The sequence below is a fragment of the Undibacterium sp. TC4M20W genome (genome assembly GCF_049340245.1).
In the GTDB taxonomy this organism is placed as follows: domain Bacteria; phylum Pseudomonadota; class Gammaproteobacteria; order Burkholderiales; family Burkholderiaceae_D; genus Undibacterium.
This window is the reverse complement of the sequence record NZ_JBMPPI010000019.1, coordinates 63,155-83,320: the sequence shown is the minus strand read 5'-3', so window position 1 is coordinate 83,320 and position 20,166 is coordinate 63,155. Positions and strand designations below refer to the sequence as shown.

Sequence of the window (20,166 nt, the reverse complement as noted above, 5' to 3'; positions counted from 1 at the left end):
CAAATCCTCAACAAATATCAGCGTCTGTTTTGCTTCATTATTTTTTGTTGCTCACGCTGCCAGTCTTTTTCTTTCTCAGTATCGCGCTTGTCATGCTGCTTTTTACCCTTGGCAAGGCCGACCTGACATTTGATCCGCCCCTTGGTGAAATGCAGGTTCAGCGGCACCATGGTGTAGCCAGAACGCTCCACTTTTCCTATCAATTTGCTGATTTCTGCCGCATTTAACAATAATTTACGTGTGCGTACAGAGTCAGGGTGAATGTGGGTGGATGCCGTCGGCAGGGCGCCAATATGCGCGCCGAACAGGAAGATTTCGCCATTCTTGACGATGACATAGGCTTCTTTCAACTGCGCACGGCCTGCGCGTATGGCTTTGACTTCCCAGCCTTGCAGGACGATGCCAGCTTCGTATTGTTCCTCGATAAAATAATCGTGGAATGCTTTTTTATTATCAGCGATGCTCATGTAGGATGAAAATTGGTCAAATTAGAGTATGGAAATGCACGAATGCATTTTGGTACTGCTTATGACTCGGTTAAAATGCGAACCTGTGATTCTACCAAATGGTTCTTCTTGATGGCAGTTGTACATAAAACAGTTTTCGTAGCTTACAGCACTGAGCAAATGTTTGCTCTGGTTGATGAAGTGGAAAATTATCCTCAATTTCTGCCCTGGTGTGGCGAGGTCAGGGTGGCTGAGCGCACTGATGATGAACAGGTTGCCACGCTTTCCATTAATTATCATGGTTTAAAACAGCATTTTACGACGCGTAATAATAATAAACGCCCCCATTCTATTGAAATGAGCCTGGTTGAGGGGCCATTCAAGCAATTGTCAGGTTGCTGGAAGTTTACTGAATTGCGCGTGGATGCCTGCAAAATTGAATTTGAGCTTAACTATGAATTCTCCAGCAAATTGCTGGAGCATTTAATCGGCCCGGTTTTTTCCAAGATCGCCAACAGTTTTGTCGATTCTTTTTGTGCCCGTGCCGAGACATTATATGGTTGAGCAAATCGGCATGACTGTCCAGGTTTGTTATGCCGGGCAGGACAAGACCAGCTTGCTGGATATTCAGGTGCCTGTTGATGCCACTGTTCTGCAAGTAATACAGCAAAGTGGCATTCTACAAAATCATCCTGAGATCGATGTCAACGTTCTCAAGACAGGTGTTTTTGGCAAACTTAAGGCACTTGATAGTCAATTGCACTCAGGGGACAGGATAGAAATCTATCGCCCCCTGGTCGCAGACCCTATGGAAGCCCGCAGGCGCAGGGCTAAAAAACAGGCACTGACCTGACTTTTGTTATTTGCAATCAGCCAGGGCTTTTTTTGCGGTATCCAGCTCTTGTTGACGCTCAGTATCAGATAAAAAACTACGTTCGCCATTTTTGTCGGTGCGACTCAGGCGAGCGCCAGAGCTCAGCGATTGCTGATAGCTGCGGGCTCTTTCGCAATTTTTTGCCTTATCATCGGCAGCCGTTTTTTCTTGTTCGGCCTTCTTGTCTTTTTCAGCCTGTTCGGCACGGCGTTTGTTGAAGTCTTCGTTCTTGGTCGCCAGCGTTACAGGTTTTTCCAACTTGGGCGCAGCTTGACTGGCAGAAGATGTTTTGTCCTCTGCTGCAGGTGCCTTGGCGCCACCTGGTGCTTTGAGGATTTTATCCTTGGGCACGGATTTCGGTGGTGGCATATCTGAAAACTGCTTATTGCCTTTATCATCAATCCACACATATTGCGCATGAGCGACGGCGCAGAATGCTAAAGACATTAAAAGTGCAGAGCCTAATCGTGATATTCGTAAGATAGACATAATTTTGCTTTCAAGAAAAACATGGGATTATGCAAGAGTTTTACACGGAGCAAGACGACTTCGCAAGTTTTCTGTATAATTCGGTTTTGCGCCTATAGGAAATACTATGCGTTTACTCCAAAAAGCACTCACGTTCGATGACGTGCTACTCGTCCCTGCATACTCGAACATACTCCCTAAAGATACTTCTCTTGCGACCAAACTGACTCGCAACATCAATCTGAATATACCTTTGGTATCAGCTGCGATGGATACGGTCACTGAAGCTCGCCTGGCAATTGCCATGGCTCAAGAAGGTGGTATCGGTATTATTCACAAAAACTTGACGGCAAAAGAGCAAGCCCGCGAAGTTGCCAAGGTCAAACGTTTTGAATCCGGCGTATTGCGTGATCCTATCACCATCCCGCCTGGTATGAAAATCCGCGAAGTCATGGCCTTGTCTCAGCAGCATGGCATCAGCGGCTTCCCGGTCGTAGAAGGTAAGACTGTTGTTGGTATTATCACCAACCGCGATTTGCGTTTCGAAGAAGAACTGGACGCAGAAGCACGCGCCAAAATGACGCCACGCGAAAAACTCGTCTATGTCAACGAAACAGCAGATCTGGCAGAAGCCAAACGCCTGATGAACAAGCACCGCCTGGAGCGTGTGCTGGTTGTCAACGAAGCATTTGAGCTGCGCGGCCTGATTACTGTCAAAGATATCCAAAAATCAACAGAGCATCCTTTTGCATCCAAAGATGATCAGGGTAAATTGCGCGTAGGCGCAGCTGTTGGTGTTGGCCCTGATAATGAAGAGCGCATAGACTTGCTGGCAAAAGCCGGTGTTGATGTCATCGTGGTTGATACTGCTCATGGTCATTCCAAAGGCGTGCTCGACCGCGTACGCTGGGTGAAAACCAATTACCCGCATATTGAAGTCATCGGTGGCAATATCGCTACTGCAGCAGCAGCCCTGGCGCTGGTTGAGCATGGCGCAGATGCAGTCAAGGTTGGTATCGGCCCTGGCTCTATCTGTACTACCCGTATCGTCGCTGGTGTTGGTGTGCCGCAAATTACGGCAATAGCCAATGTGGCCAATGCGCTCAAAGGCACTGGCGTACCGTGTATCGCAGACGGTGGCGTACGTTTTTCCGGTGATGTCTCCAAAGCTCTTGCTGCTGGCGCATCCACAGTGATGATGGGCAGTATGTTTGCCGGTACTGAAGAAGCGCCTGGCGAGGTCATTCTGTTCCAGGGACGTAGCTATAAGTCTTATCGCGGCATGGGTAGCCTGGGTGCGATGGCTGATGGTTCTGCCGACCGCTATTTCCAGGACGCGGCCAATAATGCCGACAAGCTGGTGCCTGAAGGTATCGAAGGACGTGTTCCTTATAAAGGTAGCGTGCTGGCCATCCTGTATCAACTGGTGGGTGGTGTACGTTCTTCCATGGGTTATTGTGGTTGCGCGACGATAGATGATTTGCATACCAAATCTGAATTCGTTGAAATCACTTCTGCAGGCATGCGTGAATCACATGTGCATGACGTGCAAATCACCAAAGAAGCACCAAATTACCGTGCTGACTGATGTCTGAGATGCGCTTGAGAAGCATGACCCGAATTGAGGATGCCTGGAGAGTGGAATGTCAACGAACCTAGATCGTTCCGGTCCATCGACAACAACACCTGTCAGTTCGGGTTTTGAGCGCATGGTGTCGGAAAGGATGGAGTTGCGCCTGGGCCGCTTTGAACGACTTGGCATCAAGTTGTTTGGGGTCGCCAACTGCCTGGTCAGTTTTGGCGCTCTGGTGCCAAGGTTTGACCATCTGGTGCATTCCATTACCAATATGGAAGCCGAGTTTTGCGATTCGGTTACACCTGTTGATGAGATCCTGGTCATACCTGACCTGCGCCTGCATGAGCATCTGGGTAAACATTCCATGGTGGCGGGCGCACCGTCAATACGTTTTTTTGCTTCTCATCCCGTTTTTGATCATGGCAACCAGTTAATTGGTAGCGTCATCCTGATCGATTATCAAACACGCGATCTCAATGATGAAGAAAGACAGTCATTTGCTGATCTTGCTTCCATGGTTGAGCGCGAAATGGCTTTCAGTGCCCTGTATCAGGCGCAGCTCGAAATCATCAAGCAAAACCGCAATCTGAAGCGTGATTCACTGATCGACCCTTTGCTGGGTACCTGGAACAAATCTGCCATCATCCGTTCATTGAAGCTGGAGATGGAGCGCTGCTCCAAGGCCATGAAGCCTTTGGCCCTGCTGATAGCCAGCGTTGATCAGATGGAGCATTTGCGTGATCTGCATGGTATCGCCATCACCGACATGATACTGGTCAAGACTGTCAGCCGCATTCGCTCTTGTGTGCGCCCATTTGACGCATTGGGGCGGTTTGGCACGGACTTGCTGCTGGTGGTATTACCTGGTGCATCGCATTTGGTGGTCACCGCAGTAGGGGAACGCATACGTGCTTCCGTGCTCATGCATCCTGAAAAAATGAATGATGTGAACACAGCATTGACGATCAGTGCCGGTACCGCATCAACTGACATCTTTCCTGATGCCGAACCAGAAACTTTAATTAGCCTCGCAGAAAAAGCCCTGCTTTCCGCCAGAAATGCAGGAAACAATTGTGTTGTCCAGGCTACGCCTGCACAACCTGACATGATAATTTGATTTATGCACTCAAAAATTCTTATCCTCGATTTTGGTTCCCAGGTCACGCAACTGATCGCTCGACGCGTCCGTGATGCAGGTGTTTTTTCTGAAGTTCATCCATATGACGTCAGTGATGAATTCATTAAAAACTATGGTGCGGCCGGTATTATTTTGTCTGGTGGTCCAAACAGCGTGACAGAGGGCGACACTCCTCGCGCACCTATGGCCGTATTTGAAGCGGGTGTGCCAGTATTGGGTATTTGCTACGGTATGCAAACCATGGCAGAGCAACTTGGTGGCAAGGTTGAAAATGGCCTGGTCCGTGAATTCGGTTATGCCGAAGTCCGTGCACGCGGCCATACAGCGCTGTTCAAGGACATCAATGACTTTGTCACGCCAGAAGGTCATGGCATGCTCAAGGTATGGATGAGCCACGGTGACAAGGTCAATGAAATGCCGCCAGGCTTCAAACTGATGGCATCTACCGACAATTGCCCGATCGCTGCCATGGCAGATGAAGAGCGCCGTTTTTATGCCGTGCAATTCCATCCGGAAGTCACACATACTCTGAAGGGCGAGGCCATCATCAGCCGCTTCGTGCATGAAATTTGCGGCTGCCAATCTGACTGGAATATGCCTGACTACATCTCCGAAGCTGTTGCGTCCATTCGCGCACAGGTAGGTGATGATGAAGTCATCCTTGGTTTGTCAGGCGGTGTCGATAGCAGTGTAGCTGCTGCATTGATACATCGCGCTATTGGCGACAAGTTGACTTGCGTATTCGTCGATCACGGCCTGCTGCGTCTTGATGAAGGCAAGATGGTCATGGAAATGTTTGCCAACAATCTGGGTGTCAAAGTCATCCATGTTGATGCAACTGCCCAATTCATGGGGCACCTGGCCGGCGTCACGGATCCAGAAGCCAAGCGCAAGATCATAGGCCGCGAATTTGTTGAAGTCTTCCAGGTGGAATCCGGCAAGTTGAGTAATGCAAAATGGCTGGCGCAGGGCACAATCTACCCTGACGTCATTGAAAGTGCAGGCAAGGGTAAAAAAGGCTCGCACACCATCAAGAGCCATCACAATGTAGGTGGCCTGCCAGATACCCTTAACTTGAAATTGCTTGAACCATTGCGTGAATTATTCAAGGATGAAGTACGCAAACTGGGCGTAGCCCTTGGCCTGCCGCACAGCATGGTCTATCGCCATCCTTTCCCTGGCCCTGGCCTGGGTGTGCGCATACTTGGCGAAGTGAAAAAAGAATTCGCCGATCTGCTGCGCCGTGCCGATGCCATCTTTATCGAAGAATTGCGCAACACCCTGGTTGATCCGGCCGCAGAAAAACCGCAAAGCTGGTACGACGCAACGAGCCAGGCTTTCGCCGTATTCTTGCCGGTTAAATCCGTCGGTGTTATGGGCGATGGCCGCACTTACGAATATGTGGTTGCCTTACGTGCAGTGCAAACGCAAGATTTCATGACCGCTCACTGGGCACATTTGCCACACGAGTTGCTGGGCAAGGTATCCAACCGCATCATCAATGAAGTGCGTGGTATCAATCGCGTCGTGTATGACATCTCGGGCAAACCGCCTGCGACGATAGAGTGGGAATGATTTCAGGCCTGGCAATAGCAGGCAGCTGAAGGCACGAAACACTTTTAAAGCCCGCGTCATTGCGGGCTTTTTTTTGCATTTTTGACCAACGCCACCTGGAGTAAGATTAATTTTACTGATCGCGTTTGGACCATAGCTAAAGAAGCGCATGAAAAGACGTAATCCGCACCTGGTCTTTCTGTCTAACCAGATAATGGATATTCTTATCGCTCTCAAAACATTCTCTGGTGGTTCAGGTTATGTTCTTCCGTCTCGTTATGATTCTGACGCAACTATGAGTCAGGCCACGCTTAACCATGTGTTGTCGTTGACATATATGCTGGCGCAGAAGGATGGCAAAGACTTGCGAAATTTGGCACGCAACAAAGCTGAGTACCGTGAACAGCACACGGCTATGTTGCAAGATTGGGCAGATATGATTGACGGGTGGACAAGGAAGTAAATTAGGTGTGTTGCATTATTTGTATTCCTCAACTACGTTAAATTTCATAACAAAGTTTGCAGGTAAAAACATTGAAATAGGAATTGCTCATATGGAACTAGTTGATATCTACCCTTCACTTACCATCACTGGAATGTTTGCTGGTGCGCTATGGTTGTGCAAAGACGTTATTTCTACGCGACTTAAAAAAAGTGTAGAGCATGAATTTAACAAGAAGATCGAAACTGTTCGCTCTCAAATTCGGGATAGTGAAGAGCGGCTTAAGGCTGAGATTCGTATAAAAGAAGTCGAAATTGCAGCGTTGAGAAGTGGCGCATTGTCAGCATTGGCAAGCCGACAGATTGCTCTAGACAAGAGACGACTCGAAGCTGTTGATCAACTTTGGGAATCGGTTACGGCACTTGCGCCTGCTCGCGGCTTAGTCGGATTACTTTCGACTATTTCATTTGAAAAAGCCGCTAATGAAACTGAGCGAGATCCCAAAGCGAGAGAAGCAATTGCTATGATGGGCAATACTTTTGATTTATCAAAACTTAATTCTAGCGGAGCATCAAAAGCACGACCATTTCTAACTCCAATGGTATGGGCAACATATTCAGCTTTGCTTGCGGTGGTTACTCATTCCGCAATGCTTTGGTTTATGCTAAAGAGCGGCCATGGAAATGAAGATTTTACAGATAATGAAGCTGTTTTTAAACTTATAAAGGTGGCTTTACCTCATTATTCAAACTACATAGATGAATTTGGATCAAGTGCGTACCATTACGTTTTACAAGCGCTTGATGGCCAATTGCTTTTGGAAATTCAAATCATGCTTTCTGGTGAGGAGATCGATAGAGCGAGCATTGATAGGGCTGCTGAGATACTTAAGCAATCCAATATAGTGAGTTCTAAAATTACAGATATAAATGCAGGCTAATTTTTTTTGCGTTATAAAGAGCAAGATCTGCGAAAAATAATATTGCCTTTGACTTCAAAATTTCCTCTACTCATTACAACCAATTTGTATTTCAATCAAGATAAGGTGGTCGCCTGAAATCGAATCGTGTGAATCATAGACATCATTCAACTAAAATGATGCAATGAATGACGAAATCCGAAAACGGCTTGTTAAATAGAATGAACATAGCGGCGCAGGTTTTCAATAATTGGCTCTTACTGAGGATGGGTAGAAATTGAAATTAGAAAAATTAGAAGAAACAGTGAAAAATCACACTGGGATATTTAATTGTGTGCAAATACATGATGAGAAGAATATGAAGACAGTATCGTTTCAGCATGAACATGCTTCTCCTATTTTCTCTGAAGAAATTCCCATTTTTGGCAAATTGCGCGATTTCTATGAAACATTTGGCAGCTTGCTGCTTTATTCTTGTAAAAAAAGCGATGAAGCTGCTGCCTATATAGGTACTCCAGGTGAACGGGAATCTTTACGGGCTGATTTTAACGATTGGACAGGCGGCTTAAGTGAGGAGGAGAAAAGAGATTACTTGCCCGATTGGGTAAATACTTGCATAGTTGTTGGTGAAATACCAAGGGCTGGTAATTACTTATTGATGGCAACTAATGGTGCTGAGACTGGACGTATCTTTGAATTTGAGCATGATGGATTTGAATTTATCGACCACGCACAAGATATCGAAGAATATGTCTATAAAATGCTTAGGCCTGACGGATCTACCTTGGTAGGTATTGCTTCCCATATGCGCTTTATCGAGGGTGATAGTAGAAGTCAGTGGTGGATTAAGGAGTTGGTGACCAATGACGGCTATGTTGTGAGCACAGAAAAATAGGGTATTTATAAAAAAGTACTTGTCAGGTATGGTTGAGATGAATAAAACCCGCAATGTGAGCTTCATGTCTTGTCGTTTGATTACTTTTTCGATGGTTGCGCTCAATTTTGTCCCAGAAGAATAGTGGTCTTGATCAAAGCAGCTAAGTCTGATCGCGGTGTCATGATATTATGTGCGCCTTTTGTGTTTTAAAAACACGACAAAATTCATATACTGTCTTTATCCGCAGTAGGCATTGGCGACATACTAAATCCGGGTAGCCTTACTTTGGCAACCTGTGAGTCGCAGTTAAATAACCAAGTGAGAATAAGACGTGACTTATAGCGTCAAAGAAATTTTTTATACTCTTCAAGGCGAGGGCAATCATGCCGGGCGCCCGGCGGTGTTTTGCCGTTTTTCTGGCTGCAACTTGTGGTCCGGGCGCGAAGAGGACAGGGCGACGGCTGTATGCCAGTTTTGCGATACCGATTTTGTCGGCACCAACGGTGAGGGTGGTGGCAAGTTCAAGCAGGCCGAAGCGCTGGCTGCGACGATCAACGCTTTGTGGCCATTGTCCTATACTGCAAGCAAGTATGTGGTGTTTACCGGTGGCGAACCCTTGTTGCAACTTGATGTGGCCTTGATTGAAGCAATGCACGCAGTGGGTTTTGAGATCGCCATAGAAACCAATGGTACCTTGCCTGTGCCTGATGGTGTAGATTGGATATGCGTCAGTCCCAAAATGGGATCAGAACTAGTTGTTCGAAAAGGTAGTGAGCTCAAAGTGGTGATCCCACAATTTGGTCAGGATATGGCGGCATATGCAAATCTTGATTTTGAACATTACTTTGTACAAGCCATGGATGGCCCTTTAAGAGACGATAATTTGCGTCTTGCAATTGAATACTGCAAACAGCATCCGCAATGGAAGCTGAGTTTGCAAACCCATAAACTATTACAGATTCCTTGAGTTTTCATGTTAACGATTACCAGAAAGTTGGAATTCGATGCAGGTCATCGCATTCCCGATCACGGCAGCCAGTGTCGCAATTTGCACGGTCACCGCTATACCCTGCAAATTACCCTGACCGGTGAGGTCGTCCAGAAAGATGGCGAGTCGGACAACGGCATGATCATGGATTTTGGTGATATCAAGGCGCTCGCCAACGAGCATCTGGTCAATCTGTGGGATCATTCCTTCATCGTCTATGAGAAGGATTACATCATCAAGAATTTCCTGGAGAAGCTGCCAGGGCACAAAACAGTGGTGATTGACCGCGTGCCAACAGTAGAAAATCTCGCCAAAATTGCTTTTGATATTTTGAAAGTGGTTTATCACGGCAGGTTTGGCCGCACTTTGGAGTTGACCAAGGTCACTCTGTATGAAACACCAAATTGCTGGGCTGAGATAGACGGATAATGGCCGACGCGCAAAATCTGCCACCGCAAAGTGAGCAGAACCAGCAGAGCCTGCATGATATACAGTTCATGCAGGCAGCCTACCAGCAAGCCCTGCTGGCCAAAAATGAAGGCGAAGTGCCAGTAGGTGCCGTAGTAGTCAAGGATGGCGTGATCATCGCCACCGGCTACAATCGCCCCATAGGAAAACACGATCCCACCGCCCATGCAGAAATCATGGCTCTGCGCGTAGCCGCTGAGTTGATCGGCAATTATCGCCTACCCGGATGCGAACTCTACGTTACCCTTGAACCTTGCATGATGTGTGCGGGGGCCATGATGCACGCTCGTCTGGCACGCGTCATTTACGCTGCCAGTGACCCCAAGACCGGTGTGGCCGGTTCTTTGCTGAATGTGTTTGAACACGGGCAATTGAATCACCATACACAAGTCACTGCTGGGGTATTGGCAGATGAATGCAGTAACATGCTCAAGGATTTTTTTGCGGATCGGCGCGCTGTAGCTGCGCAAAAGAAGCTGGCCGCTAATGCTGACGCCAGCATATCTCCTAAACAAGACTGAAATACACTATGCCTGAACAAAGCACGCAAACCGGAATCGCTATTATTGCTCCCAGTGGCGCGCCGCTGGATGACAGTCTGATTGACCGTGGCTTGCAGCGTCTGGCTGATCAGGGTTTTAAGGTACACAGCTATTATGAGCCCGCTGGCAAATTCCAGCGCTTTGGTGCGAGCGACACCGAACGTGTCAGGCAAATTCATGAAGCAGCGCAAAATCCAGATGTGCAGATAGTCATGGCCCTGCGTGGCAGTTATGGCATGTCAAGGCTGATGCCTTTGCTTGATTTTGATTTACTGGCAAATAGTGGCAAATGTTTTGTTGGTTATAGTGATTTCACACTCGTGCATCTGGCAATGCTGGCGCGTGGCCGTACCAGTATTGCCGGCCCCATGCTGTGTGATGATTACATACGTGAGCAGCCAGTTGAATATACGTTGCAGCAATTCAAGGCATGTGTCAGCAACACCAGGCACAAAGTTGAATTTGAAACTGAAGCGGGTTACGACTTACAGGTGCAAGGCAAACTCTGGGGCGGCAATCTGGCCATGCTGACGCATGCAATCGGCACACCGTATTGGTCAGAGGTTGAAGGTGGCATATTGTTCCTGGAAGATATAGGTGAGCACCCCTACCGCATAGAGCGCATGCTGCTGCAACTGCATTTTGCCGGTGTGTTGAATAAACAAAAAGCAATCGTACTTGGGAATTTTTCTGCTTACAAACTGGCTGAGCACGATAACGGATATGACTTCAATGCCATGCTTGCTTACATTCGTAGTTTGATTGATGTTCCGGTTATCACTGGTCTGCCATTTGGCCATATCTCCACACGTGCCAGTCTGGTGGTTGGCAGTGATGCGCAACTGGATGTGGCAGAGGGACAGGCAAGTTTGGCAATGAGCTACTCTTTATAGTTTTCAAATGTTAAAAAGCCCATCCGTCAATTTGACGGGTGGGCTTTTTCTTTATTGTTTCTCAGTGCTTAATACTTAATCTGCTGCATAGATATCATTGTCTTTGGTTTCTTTGACGAACAAGAAGCCAATTACTGCAGTGACGCTTGCAATGATAATTGGATACCACAGGCCATAATAAATATCACCTTTCGATGCCACCATGGCGACGGCAAAGAATGGCAGCAGACCACCGAACCAGCCATTCCCGATATGGTAAGGCAGTGACATTGATGTGTAACGGATGCGTGTCGGGAACATTTCCACTAACATGGCGGCGATTGGCCCATATACCATCGTCACATAGATCACAAGAATGGTCAGCAATAACACTACCATGAAATAATTGATTTGATCACTGTCAGCTTTCTCCGGATAACCTGCAGCTTTGATCGCTGTAGCCAATTCTTTAGATAAAGCCTTGTCCTTTGCTGTTGCATCTGCCGCTGGCATACCCTTGGATACAAAGGACTCGATGACAGTATCACCAACCTTAACGGATGCAACCGTGCCAGCAGGTGCTTCTACATTCGTATAATTAACTGATGACGCAGCCAGTTTTGCTTTGATAATGTCACAAGAAGATGTGAATTTCTTGGTGCCGGTAGGATTGAACTGGAATTGGCAATCAGCGGGATCTGCTGTGACAACAACTGGAGAATTTTTAAGTGCTGTTTCCAGTGTAGGATTGGCAAAATGCGTAATTGCACCAAAAAGTGGGAAGTAAGTAGCTGCCGCAATAACACATCCAGCCAATATGATTGGCTTTCTGCCTATCTTGTCAGAGAGTGTGCCAAAAACGATGAAGAATGGCGTGCCAATCAACAGCGCTGCGCCAACCATCATATTCGCCAGTGCACCATCAACTTTCAATACTTTTTCCAAAAAAATCAAAGCGTAGAATTGACCGGTATACCAGACCACAGCTTGTCCTGCGGTAAGGCCCAGCAAAGCCAAAATAACGATCTTCAGATTTTTCCACTGACCAAAAGACTCAGTCAAAGGAGCTTTTGACGTTTTGCCTTCTGCTTTCATTTTTGCAAAGGCAGGTGATTCACTCATGGACAAGCGTATCCATACCGAAATAGCCAACAAGAAAACAGATACGAGGAATGGGAAGCGCCATCCGAATGCAGCAAAGTCTGCTTCACCCATCATCTTACGAATGCTCAGGATCACCACTAAGGACAAGAACAAGCCCAATGTAGCCGTTGTCTGTATCCATGCTGTGTAAGCGCCACGTTTGCCGTTGGGAGCATGTTCAGCAACATAGGTGGCGGCGCCGCCGTATTCGCCACCCAGAGCCAAACCTTGCAGTACGCGCAGCAATACCAGGATGATAGGTGCAGCAACACCAATTCTTTCAAAATTTGGCAATAAGCCTACGCAAAATGTAGCACCACCCATGATCAGTATAGTGACCAGGAAGGTATATTTGCGGCCTATCATGTCGCCCAGACGACCAAAGACGAGGGCACCGAAAGGACGAACGATAAAGCCAGCTGCAAAGGCGAGCAAGGCAAGAATAAAACCCGTATTTGGGTCTGTACCTTTAAAAAACTGTTGTCCTATGATAGATGCAAGTGCTCCATACAGATAAAAATCATACCATTCAAAGACGGTTCCCAGTGAAGAAGCAAAAATAACCTTGCGTTCTTCTGCTGTCATGCCGCCTGACGTTGCGATAGGTGCTGTCGCCATGCTTGTCTCCTGTTTTTAAGTATATTTTAAGTGTGCTAAAAAAATGGTCAAAAACGCACAATCACATTTCCGACATAATTTTTATTGCAAGCAAAGTGTGCAAGTCGAAACTTACGGCTTGCTTGCTCGAAACTTACAGAAACTTACAAAAGCGCTATCCTGAATATGTAAAGAAGAGCAATATTGAACTCCGTAATTACATGAAATTAATTTACGAACGGTCGTACTAAAATGTGATATTCTAGGTTTTGAGCTTGGTCTATATGCTTTTAATTAAGGCAATTCGGTTCAGGCAAAACAGGGCTGTGGAAGTTTGTTCCTGCATGTTGGTTTGCAAAGGGCAAATTACTACTTATGATGGTTATCAGCAGTTCCAGCCTGTACACATACTTATATCAATCAGGAGATCTACATGTCTGACGCAGTTATCGTATCCACCGCCCGCACTGGCCTTGCAAAATCCTGGAAGGGTGCTTTCAACATGACGCATGGTGCTACCATGGGTGGCCATGTATTGAATGCAGCCATTACCCGCGCAAAGATTGAAGCAGGCGAGGTGGAAGATGTCATCATGGGCTGTGCCACACCAGAAGGTGCAACTGGCAGCAATATCGCCCGTCAGATCGCTTTGCGTGCAGGTTGCCCGGTAACTACTGCTGGCATGACGGTTAATCGTTTTTGCTCTTCTGGCTTGCAGACTATCGCCTTAGCAGCACAAAGAATTATTGCCGGTGAAGGCGATGTCTATGCGGCAGGTGGCGTCGAGTCTATTTCTTGCGTACAAAACGAAGCCAATAGCCACATGATCGTTGAAACCTGGTTGAAGCAACACAAGCCAGAAGTTTACTGGCCTATGCTGCAAACGGCAGAAACCGTTGCCAAGCGTTATGGTATTCCGCGTGAACGTCAGGATGAATACGGCGTACAAAGCCAGCTGCGCGCTGCCGCTGCCCAGGCTGCTGGTTTATTTGATGCTGAGATCGTACCTATGACTACTGTCATGGGTGTTGCTGATAAAGCGACTGGCATGCTGATCACCAAAGAAGTCACTATTTCTGCCGATGAAGGCATACGTGCAGATACCACGCTAGAAGGTGTCTCCAAGATTCGTACTGCTGTGCCGGGTGGTGTCATTACTGCTGGTAACGCCAGCCAGTTTTCTGACGGCGCTTCTGTTGCCATTCTGATGAACAGCAAACTGGCTGAGGCCAAGGGCTTGCAACCACTGGGTATTTTCCGCGGTTTTGCAATTGCAGGATGCGAGCCAGATGAAATGGGTATAGGCCCGGTCTTTGCCATTCCAAAACTCTTGAAAAAAGCTGGCCTCAAAGTTGAGGACATCGGTTTGTGGGAATTGAATGAGGCATTTGCCGTGCAAGTCTTGTATTGCGCGGACAAACTCGGCATTCCTATGGATAAATTGAATGTCAATGGTGGTGCGATTGCAGTGGGCCATCCATATGGTGTGTCAGGTGCACGCCTGACTGGCCATGCACTGATCGAAGGCAAACGCCGTGGCGCTAAATATGTGGTTGTGACCATGTGTATTGGTGGCGGCCAGGGTGCTGCAGGTTTGTTTGAAGTAGTCTAAGCTGGATGCATGTCGGGTGCCCAGGCTGCGTGACGCTGTCATGCGGTTTGGGCAAAATGAGTACCTCATCTCTTTTGTCCAGATAAAGCCATGCAATCTAAAATTCTTTCCCGCCGTGATCTCGAATTCATGCTGTATGAATGGCTGAATGTAGAGTCATTGAATCAAAGGCCACGTTTCGCCGATCATAGCCGCGAAACTTTCAATGCCGCCCTTGATACCTGCGAACAAATAGCGACAGACCTGTTCGCCACCCACAATAAAAAAAATGACCAGCAGGAACCGCACTTCGATGGTGAAGAAGTGCACATGATTCCTGAGGTGAAGATAGCCCTGAAAGCATTTTGCGAAGCAGGCTTGATGGCGGCTGGGCAAGACTTTGATGTCGGCGGCATGCAATTGCCCTGCGTCGTTGAAAAAGCTGGTTTTGCCTACTTCAAAGGGGCGAATGTAGGGACGGCATCTTATCCATTCCTGACCATAGGTAATGCCAATACTTTGCTCAAATGTGGTACACCTGAGCAGATAGAAACCTTCGTCAAGCCCATGCTGGAAGGCCGTTTCTTTGGCACCATGTGTTTGTCTGAACCGCAAGCTGGTTCCAGCCTGTCTGATATTGTCACCAGGGCTGAACCGCAAGAAGATGGCACTTACCGGCTGACCGGCAACAAGATGTGGATATCGGCGGGTGAGCACGAGCTGGCCGAGAATATCGTGCACCTGGTATTGGCCAAAGTGCCGGACGCAAACGGCAAGTTGATACCTGGCGTCAAAGGCATCTCGCTTTTCATCGTACCTAAAAAACTGGTGAACGAAGACGGCAGTCTGGGTGAGCGCAATGATGTAGTGCTGGCCGGCCTGAATCACAAGATGGGTTATCGTGGCACCACCAATTGCCTGCTGAACTTTGGTGAAGGTAAATTCAAGCCGCAAGGCAAGGCTGGCGCGATAGGCTATCTGGTGGGCACCTTGCACCGTGGCATGGCAAACATGTTCCACATGATGAACGAGGCGCGTATAGGCGTCGGCCTGGGTGCTGTCATGCTGGGGTATACCGGCTATTTGCATGCGCTGGATTATGCCCGCAACCGTCCGCAGGGACGGGCACCGCTGAACAAAGACCCGGCTGCACCACAAGTGCCCATCATTGAGCATACTGATGTCAAGCGCATGCTGCTGGCACAAAAAGCTTATGTCGAAGGCGGCCTGGCATTGAATTTGTTTTGCGCCAGACTGGTTGATGAAGAGCGGACTGCACCGTCACCAGAAGCGCGTACCCATGCAGCACAGATGCTGGAGATATTGACACCGATTGCCAAATCCTGGCCTTCACAATGGTGTCTCGAAGCGAATAATCTGGCGATACAGGTGCATGGCGGCTATGGCTATACCCGTGAATATAATGTAGAACAGTTTTACCGCGATAACCGCCTTAACCCCATCCATGAAGGTACACATGGCATACAGGGGCTGGATTTATTGGGCCGCAAGGTAGTCATGCAAGATGGTGCAGCGCTTGAGGTTTTGGGCGAAATCATGCACAAAACGCTGGCGAGAGCTGCGGCTCATCCTGAATTGCTGGCCTATACCAAATCACTGGCACGTGTGTTGCAAAGACTGGCCAGCGTTACCCAGCAATTGCATGGGGTGGGGGATACCAACAAAACCCTGGCAAATGCCTCAGCTTATCTGGAAGTATTTGGCCATGCCGTGATTGCCTGGATGTGGCTGGAGCAAGCCAGCTTGTGTCTGAACAAAGAAAATCACCATGATGCTGATTTTTATGCAGGCAAGCTGCAAGCTTGTAAATACTTCTTCCACTGGGAATTACCGCGTGTTCATCCCCAGCTGGATTTGCTGTCGAATATCGATATGACGACTTTCGATATGCAGGATGCATGGTTCTGAACCATAGCCTTGAAATAATCAAAAACACATAACAAACGATGTCCTTCCTGTCTGCGCGCAGACAGGTGGTGGCCGCATATACCGGAGACAAAAAATGAGCAAAGCAATTCGCACCGTACAACAATTATTTGACTTGCATGGCAAGACGGCCCTGATCACTGGCGGCTCGCGTGGACTGGGCCTGCAAATGGCGGAAGCACTGGGTGAGCAGGGTGCCAAAGTGGTGCTGTCTTCACGCAAACAATCTGATCTGGATGAAGCCGTTGCCCACTTGAAAAGCCGCGGCATAGATGCCAGCGCAATTGCTGCTGATTTGTCCAAAGAAGCAGCGGTACAACCATTGGTAGATGAAGCACTGGCCCGTCTGGGCCATATTGATATCCTTATCAATAACGCTGGTGCTACCTGGGGCGCACCGGCAGAAGATTATCCGGTTGATGCCTGGGACAAGGTCATGAATCTGAATATCCGCAGTATCTTCCTGATCTCGCAGGCAGTTGGTAAACGTTCGATGATACCGCGCAAGTATGGCCGCATCATCAATATTGCGTCTATCGCTGGCTTGGCTGGCAATGCACCCGATACCATGCAGACGATTGCCTATAACACTTCCAAGGCTGCCGTCATCAACTTCACACGCACGCTGGCGGGTGAATGGGGCGTGCATGGCATTACCGTTAATGCGATTGCACCGGGATTTTTCCCCTCTAAAATGACCAAGGGCATACTGGAAAATCTGGGCGAAGAAAAGCTTGCCAAAGAAGCACCTTTGCAACGCATAGGTGATGATGAAGATTTGAAGGGCGTAGCCATGCTGTTTGCCAGTGACGCTGGTAAGCACATCACTGGTCAGACCCTGGCAGTGGATGGCGGGGTATCTGCTGTATGACAGAGGCCAAGTCTCCTGCGGCGCTCCCCATTGCGCAACCAACGCCGGTATTGAATCCCTTTTTGCATGACTTGGGCGTCGAGTTCCTGGAAATGGAAAATGGTCATGCACGACTGGCGCTTGACCTGAGCGAACGACATATGAACAGCTGGCAAATTGCTCATGGCGGCGTGATCATGACCATGCTGGATGTGGTCATGGCGATGGCAGGACGCTCCATGAATAGTGACCTCAAGGGTGTCGTCACGGTGGAAATGAAAACCACTTTTCTGCAGCCAGGCGGTGTACCAGGTGGCCGTATGGAAGCGCGTGGCAAGGCATTCCATCAATCCACCACCATGTGTTTTTGTGAGGGCGAGGTCTGGAATGGCGACAAGCTCATTGCCAAAGCCATGGGTACTTTCAAATATCTGCGACGCTTGAAGTCTGGCGAAAATATGAAAAAGCTTTATGGTAGTGACTGATTGAAAAACGTCGTCGTTTCTGCAAGTCCAATAAAAAATAAATGGAGACAAACATGCAGCAGACTCGCTTTGTAATTCTTTTTTTAGCTTTATTCGGTGGACCGTTCATGAGCATGTCTTCGGCACAAACTGCTTTGCCTGATGCTGAGGCAAGTGACTCGCAAAAAATGGGCTGGATGCAGGGTTTTCCACCGACACCGGACAAGCTCATCAAATTTGCCAATGGCAGCAATTATCAGTTTCCCCGTACCCGCTGGTCGTTTTCGCACGGGCGTGAACTGGGGCCAACCAGCAATGTCTGGCATGGCGCAGGGCCTGTTTCAACTTTGCCGGTGGCTTTGCGTGACCTCGATAAACTACGGTTTGCAGATGAAAAGGGCAGCGATATAAGTTGGACCGATATGCAGGCCCGCACTTATACAGACAGCATACTGGTACTGCACAAGGGCAAGATCGTCTATGAGCGTTACCTCGGTATTACCAAGACCTACTTGCCGCATATTGCCATGTCGGTCACCAAATCTTTTGTAGGTACGCTAGCTGCGACTCTGGCTGCGGAAGGCAAACTCGATCCCAGTGCACCTGTTACGCAATATATTCCTGAAGTCAAAGACACCGCTTATGGTGACGCCACTGTGCGCCAGGTCATGGATATGACCATAGGTGTGCAGTATTCTGAAAACTACGCTGATCCCAAAGCCGAAGTATGGGATTACGCCAGGGCAGGCGGCCTGCTGCCGACAGCGCCGACTTATGACGGGCCTAAAACCTTTTATGATTTCCTGGTGAAATTGAAAAAAGAAGGCAAGCATGATGAAGCCTTTGCCTACAAAACTGTCAATGCTGAAGTGCTGGCCTGGATAGTCAAGCGGGCAACTGGACAAAATTTATCTGATCTCTTGTCTGAACGCATCTGGCAAAGACTGGGTACCGAGAATGATGCCTATTTTGCTGTGGATAGTGTAGGCACCGAGCAGGGCGGTGGTGGCTTGAATCTGACCTTGCGCGATATGGCACGCTTTGGCGAAATGATGCGTTTGAACGGCAAGTTCAATGGCCAGCAAATCATTCCTGCCGCTGCTGTAGAAGACATACGCAAGGGTGCCGACCCTGCCAAATTCGCTAAAGCTGGCTACGCGACTTTACCTGGTTACTCCTACCGCAATATGTGGTGGGTAGGGCACAACAGCCACCAGACATTTGAAGCCCGTGGCATACACGGACAACGTATCTACATCGACCCGGTGGCCGAAATGGTCATCGTTAAATTTTCTTCCCATCCCATTGCTGCCAATGGCACGACTGACCCCGTCACTTACCGCGCCTTCCAGGCTTTGGCAAATCACTTGATGAAATGAGTAAACCATGACGACTAATTCTCAACTTGCGTATCAACGTATCGTACTGGCTTCCCGCCCCAAAGGCCAGGTTGTGCCGGAAAATTTCCGCCTTGAATCCCTACCTGTGCCAGAACTCAAGGATGGCGAGCTGTTGGTACGAAATCATTACATGTCCTTAGACCCTTACATGCGTGGCCGCATGGAAGATGCCAAAAGCTATGCCGCCCCACAAGTCATAGATGAAACCATGATAGGCGGCACGGTAGGTGAAGTGGTCGCCAGCAAGAACGCCAAGTTTAATGTTGGTGACAAAGTCATTGGCATGCTGGGCTGGTCAGAAATGGGCGTGTCCGATGGCTTATTGCTGCGTAAGGTCGATACGACGCATATTCCTTTGTCAGCCTACCTGGGATCAGTTGGTATGCCCGGTTTGACAGCCTGGTATGGCCTGACCCAGATCATGCAGCCTAAAGCTGGTGAAACTATCGTGGTGTCTGCTGCCAGCGGCGCAGTGGGTAGTGTGGTCGGTCAGTTGGGCAAACAACTGGGTTGTCGCGTGGTTGGCATAGCCGGTGGCGCAGACAAATGTGCTTACGTTGTCAATGAACTGGGCTTTGATGCCTGCATCGATTACAAGGCAGGTAATCTGGAAGCTGATTTGGCCGCAGCAACACCAGATGGCATTGATGCCGTATTTGAAAACGTTGGCGGTGAAATCTTTGATGCCAGTCTGGCACGCATGAATGCATTTGGCCGTATCGCCCTTTGTGGTTTGATTGCCGGATATAACGGCGAACAACTGAGTATCAAGAATGCGCGGGTATTCCTGACCATGCGTTTGACGATGCGTGGCTTTATCGTCTCTGAACACATGGATTTGTGGCCGCAGGGTTTGAAAGAACTGGGTGGCTTGGTTGCGACAGGTAAATTGAAGTTCCGTGAATCTGTTGCTGAAGGCATTGCTGCTGCGCCTGAAGCATTTATTGGCCTGCTCAAAGGCAAGAACTTCGGCAAGCAGTTGGTAAAGCTGATTTGAGTTAATCGTATAA

20 protein-coding genes and 1 pseudogene are annotated in these 20,166 nt (G+C 48.3%); 18 read left to right on the top strand and 3 right to left on the bottom strand.

The window, feature by feature from the left end:
* Positions 1 to 17 precede the first annotated feature (17 nt).
* Positions 18 to 467: an SsrA-binding protein SmpB gene (gene smpB, locus ACO0LL_RS20530; protein ID WP_162059114.1), complete on the bottom strand. Its 450-nt coding sequence runs from the start codon at positions 465 to 467 to the stop codon at positions 18 to 20.
* A 111-nt stretch (positions 468 to 578) separates the two neighbouring features.
* Here smpB and ACO0LL_RS20525 point away from each other — a divergent pair, with 111 nt between their 5' ends.
* Both ACO0LL_RS20525 and ACO0LL_RS20520 read left to right on the top strand, forming a co-directional pair.
* The gene (locus tag ACO0LL_RS20525; RefSeq protein ID WP_422952706.1) at positions 579 to 1,010 is read left to right on the top strand and encodes a type II toxin-antitoxin system RatA family toxin; all 432 of its coding nucleotides are present in this window, start codon (positions 579 to 581) and stop codon (positions 1,008 to 1,010) included.
* Entirely contained in the window at positions 1,003 to 1,299 is a 297-nt protein-coding gene (locus ACO0LL_RS20520) for an RnfH family protein (protein ID WP_422952675.1), read from the top strand. The genes ACO0LL_RS20525 and ACO0LL_RS20520 overlap by 8 nt, the downstream gene beginning before the upstream one ends.
* Before the next feature lie 6 nt (positions 1,300 to 1,305).
* On the opposite strand, the gene ACO0LL_RS20515 is transcribed toward ACO0LL_RS20520, so the two are convergent.
* The gene (locus tag ACO0LL_RS20515; RefSeq protein WP_422952674.1) at positions 1,306 to 1,767 is read right to left on the bottom strand and encodes a DUF4124 domain-containing protein; all 462 of its coding nucleotides are present in this window, start codon (positions 1,765 to 1,767) and stop codon (positions 1,306 to 1,308) included.
* Between the two features lie 148 nt (positions 1,768 to 1,915).
* Here ACO0LL_RS20515 and guaB point away from each other — a divergent pair, with 148 nt between their 5' ends.
* The 10 genes and pseudogenes from guaB to ACO0LL_RS20465 all read left to right on the top strand — a co-directional run bounded on the left by guaB (position 1,916) and on the right by ACO0LL_RS20465 (position 11,185).
* Positions 1,916 to 3,376, top strand: a complete 1,461-nt coding sequence (guaB, locus tag ACO0LL_RS20510) for an IMP dehydrogenase (RefSeq protein ID WP_422952673.1) — start codon at positions 1,916 to 1,918, stop codon at positions 3,374 to 3,376.
* A gap of 55 nt (positions 3,377 to 3,431) precedes the next feature.
* Positions 3,432 to 4,481 carry a GGDEF domain-containing protein gene (locus ACO0LL_RS20505; RefSeq protein ID WP_422952672.1) on the top strand — a complete coding sequence of 350 codons (1,050 nt, stop codon included), beginning with the start codon at positions 3,432 to 3,434 and terminating at the stop codon, positions 4,479 to 4,481.
* A 3-nt stretch (positions 4,482 to 4,484) separates the two neighbouring features.
* Complete coding sequence (guaA, locus tag ACO0LL_RS20500; RefSeq protein ID WP_422952671.1) at positions 4,485 to 6,077, top strand: glutamine-hydrolyzing GMP synthase; 1,593 nt, start codon at positions 4,485 to 4,487, stop codon at positions 6,075 to 6,077.
* A gap of 81 nt (positions 6,078 to 6,158) precedes the next feature.
* Positions 6,159 to 6,519, top strand: a pseudogene (locus tag ACO0LL_RS20495) (tyrosine-type recombinase/integrase); the annotation flags it as partial.
* Positions 6,497 to 7,438: a hypothetical protein gene (locus ACO0LL_RS20490; RefSeq protein WP_422952670.1), complete on the top strand. Its 942-nt coding sequence runs from the start codon at positions 6,497 to 6,499 to the stop codon at positions 7,436 to 7,438. The pseudogene ACO0LL_RS20495 and the gene ACO0LL_RS20490, both read left to right, overlap by 23 nt.
* Positions 7,439 to 7,694: 256 nt before the next feature.
* On the top strand, positions 7,695 to 8,312 hold the full coding sequence (locus tag ACO0LL_RS20485) for a hypothetical protein (protein WP_422952669.1): 618 nt from the start codon (positions 7,695 to 7,697) through the stop codon (positions 8,310 to 8,312).
* 313 nt (positions 8,313 to 8,625) lie between these two features.
* The gene (gene queE, locus ACO0LL_RS20480; protein WP_422952668.1) at positions 8,626 to 9,261 is read left to right on the top strand and encodes a 7-carboxy-7-deazaguanine synthase; all 636 of its coding nucleotides are present in this window, start codon (positions 8,626 to 8,628) and stop codon (positions 9,259 to 9,261) included.
* Between the two features lie 6 nt (positions 9,262 to 9,267).
* Entirely contained in the window at positions 9,268 to 9,711 is a 444-nt protein-coding gene (gene queD / locus ACO0LL_RS20475; protein WP_110253669.1) for a 6-carboxytetrahydropterin synthase QueD, read from the top strand.
* Entirely contained in the window at positions 9,711 to 10,271 is a 561-nt protein-coding gene (tadA, locus tag ACO0LL_RS20470) for a tRNA adenosine(34) deaminase TadA (RefSeq protein ID WP_422952667.1), read from the top strand. Before queD ends, tadA begins: the two co-directional genes overlap by 1 nt.
* Before the next feature lie 8 nt (positions 10,272 to 10,279).
* Positions 10,280 to 11,185 (top strand): LD-carboxypeptidase, encoded by a 906-nt coding sequence (locus ACO0LL_RS20465; RefSeq protein ID WP_422952666.1) that lies wholly within the window; start codon positions 10,280 to 10,282, stop codon positions 11,183 to 11,185.
* Positions 11,186 to 11,260: 75 nt separating this feature from the next.
* Here ACO0LL_RS20465 and ACO0LL_RS20460 read toward each other — a convergent pair whose 3' ends face one another.
* A complete protein-coding gene (locus ACO0LL_RS20460; RefSeq protein WP_422952665.1) occupies positions 11,261 to 12,925 on the bottom strand; it encodes an MFS transporter in 1,665 nt (554 codons plus the stop codon).
* A 412-nt stretch (positions 12,926 to 13,337) separates the two neighbouring features.
* Here ACO0LL_RS20460 and ACO0LL_RS20455 point away from each other — a divergent pair, with 412 nt between their 5' ends.
* The 6 genes from ACO0LL_RS20455 (at position 13,338) to ACO0LL_RS20430 (ending at position 20,153) form a co-directional block, all read left to right on the top strand.
* Positions 13,338 to 14,516 (top strand): acetyl-CoA C-acyltransferase, encoded by a 1,179-nt coding sequence (locus ACO0LL_RS20455; RefSeq protein WP_422952664.1) that lies wholly within the window; start codon positions 13,338 to 13,340, stop codon positions 14,514 to 14,516.
* Positions 14,517 to 14,606: 90 nt separating this feature from the next.
* Positions 14,607 to 16,424 carry an acyl-CoA dehydrogenase gene (locus ACO0LL_RS20450; RefSeq protein ID WP_422952663.1) on the top strand — a complete coding sequence of 606 codons (1,818 nt, stop codon included), beginning with the start codon at positions 14,607 to 14,609 and terminating at the stop codon, positions 16,422 to 16,424.
* A gap of 106 nt (positions 16,425 to 16,530) precedes the next feature.
* On the top strand, positions 16,531 to 17,313 hold the full coding sequence (locus ACO0LL_RS20445; protein ID WP_422952705.1) for an SDR family oxidoreductase: 783 nt from the start codon (positions 16,531 to 16,533) through the stop codon (positions 17,311 to 17,313).
* The gene (locus ACO0LL_RS20440) at positions 17,310 to 17,777 is read left to right on the top strand and encodes a PaaI family thioesterase (protein ID WP_422952662.1); all 468 of its coding nucleotides are present in this window, start codon (positions 17,310 to 17,312) and stop codon (positions 17,775 to 17,777) included. Before ACO0LL_RS20445 ends, ACO0LL_RS20440 begins: the two co-directional genes overlap by 4 nt.
* Before the next feature lie 107 nt (positions 17,778 to 17,884).
* Positions 17,885 to 19,135, top strand: coding sequence for a serine hydrolase domain-containing protein (locus ACO0LL_RS20435; RefSeq protein ID WP_422952661.1), 1,251 nt, complete (start codon positions 17,885 to 17,887; stop codon positions 19,133 to 19,135).
* A 7-nt stretch (positions 19,136 to 19,142) separates the two neighbouring features.
* Positions 19,143 to 20,153 (top strand): NADP-dependent oxidoreductase, encoded by a 1,011-nt coding sequence (locus ACO0LL_RS20430; protein WP_422952660.1) that lies wholly within the window; start codon positions 19,143 to 19,145, stop codon positions 20,151 to 20,153.
* Positions 20,154 to 20,166 lie beyond the last annotated feature (13 nt).

What these genes read in the sequence shown, in the direction of transcription:
- guaB (WP_422952673.1), top strand. Translation starts at nt 1,916, where the DNA reads ATGCGTTTACTCCAAAAAGCACTCACGTTCGATGACGTGCTACTCGTC.
- ACO0LL_RS20520 (WP_422952675.1), top strand. Translation starts at nt 1,003, where the DNA reads ATGGTTGAGCAAATCGGCATGACTGTCCAGGTTTGTTATGCCGGGCAG.
- ACO0LL_RS20450 (WP_422952663.1), top strand. Translation starts at nt 14,607, where the DNA reads ATGCAATCTAAAATTCTTTCCCGCCGTGATCTCGAATTCATGCTGTAT.
- queD (WP_110253669.1), top strand. Translation starts at nt 9,268, where the DNA reads ATGTTAACGATTACCAGAAAGTTGGAATTCGATGCAGGTCATCGCATT.
- ACO0LL_RS20465 (WP_422952666.1), top strand. Translation starts at nt 10,280, where the DNA reads ATGCCTGAACAAAGCACGCAAACCGGAATCGCTATTATTGCTCCCAGT.
- ACO0LL_RS20505 (WP_422952672.1), top strand. Translation starts at nt 3,432, where the DNA reads ATGTCAACGAACCTAGATCGTTCCGGTCCATCGACAACAACACCTGTC.
- ACO0LL_RS20440 (WP_422952662.1), top strand. Translation starts at nt 17,310, where the DNA reads ATGACAGAGGCCAAGTCTCCTGCGGCGCTCCCCATTGCGCAACCAACG.
- guaA (WP_422952671.1), top strand. Translation starts at nt 4,485, where the DNA reads ATGCACTCAAAAATTCTTATCCTCGATTTTGGTTCCCAGGTCACGCAA.
- ACO0LL_RS20515 (WP_422952674.1), bottom strand. Translation starts at nt 1,767, where the DNA reads ATGTCTTTAGCATTCTGCGCCGTCGCTCATGCGCAATATGTGTGGATT.
- ACO0LL_RS20455 (WP_422952664.1), top strand. Translation starts at nt 13,338, where the DNA reads ATGTCTGACGCAGTTATCGTATCCACCGCCCGCACTGGCCTTGCAAAA.
- ACO0LL_RS20525 (WP_422952706.1), top strand. Translation starts at nt 579, where the DNA reads ATGGCAGTTGTACATAAAACAGTTTTCGTAGCTTACAGCACTGAGCAA.
- ACO0LL_RS20460 (WP_422952665.1), bottom strand. Translation starts at nt 12,925, where the DNA reads ATGGCGACAGCACCTATCGCAACGTCAGGCGGCATGACAGCAGAAGAA.
- smpB (WP_162059114.1), bottom strand. Translation starts at nt 467, where the DNA reads ATGAGCATCGCTGATAATAAAAAAGCATTCCACGATTATTTTATCGAG.
- ACO0LL_RS20435 (WP_422952661.1), top strand. Translation starts at nt 17,885, where the DNA reads ATGAGCATGTCTTCGGCACAAACTGCTTTGCCTGATGCTGAGGCAAGT.
- tadA (WP_422952667.1), top strand. Translation starts at nt 9,711, where the DNA reads ATGGCCGACGCGCAAAATCTGCCACCGCAAAGTGAGCAGAACCAGCAG.
- ACO0LL_RS20430 (WP_422952660.1), top strand. Translation starts at nt 19,143, where the DNA reads ATGACGACTAATTCTCAACTTGCGTATCAACGTATCGTACTGGCTTCC.